Origin of the sequence: Ralstonia sp. OTU4908, from assembly GCF_038440115.1 — a bacterium.
GTDB lineage: Bacteria > Pseudomonadota > Gammaproteobacteria > Burkholderiales > Burkholderiaceae > Ralstonia > Ralstonia pickettii.
Genome location: NZ_JASATD010000103.1, coordinates 1 through 531, shown reverse-complemented (window position 1 = coordinate 531; position 531 = coordinate 1). Strand labels below are relative to the sequence as shown.

At 63.1% G+C, this 531-nt stretch carries 1 pseudogene; it reads right to left on the bottom strand.

Annotated features, from left to right (window positions below):
* Window positions 1-137: 137 nt before the first annotated feature.
* Window positions 138-531: pseudogene (locus AAHM38_RS25500) on the bottom strand (DUF6708 domain-containing protein); the annotation flags it as partial.

Sequence of the window (531 nt, the reverse complement as noted above, 5' to 3'; positions counted from 1 at the left end):
GAAGGCAAACGACTCGTCTTCCATGCTGGGGAACTTGGGTTCGCCACCGGGTGCGCTGAAGCGGCAGCGCTGTGCCCACTTCAGGGTGGCGGGGTCGTCCACAATGCGGACGCCGACGTTCATTGATGGCATCGGCCTCATGCACCGGCCTCTGCTTGCTTCCGGATCAGCGCTTCCGCCTCGGCGCGTGTGAGGACCCCTTCCCGCCGCCGGTATTTCTCCAGCGCCAGCATCCGGTCGATGTCACTGCGCGAGGGCTGGCCGTAGGGACCGCTGGCAAAGCCGACAAAATCATCGGCATAGGGGCGGGCGTACGGGTCGTTCGGCTCAGGTTTGCAGGCGGCTTCGATCTCGGGGGGCCATACGGGGTTGCTGCAGGTGATGAGCGTGAGCCAGCGGCAGACGGTATCCAGCAATGCGAAGGGCAAGAAAATCAGATCAAAGAGCGAAACGAGCGGGTTTGAGGACTTGCCGAGCTGGCAAATTCTGAAGCTCTCGGCGAAGGATTCGCGCAGTGCCCAGAAGCGGTGC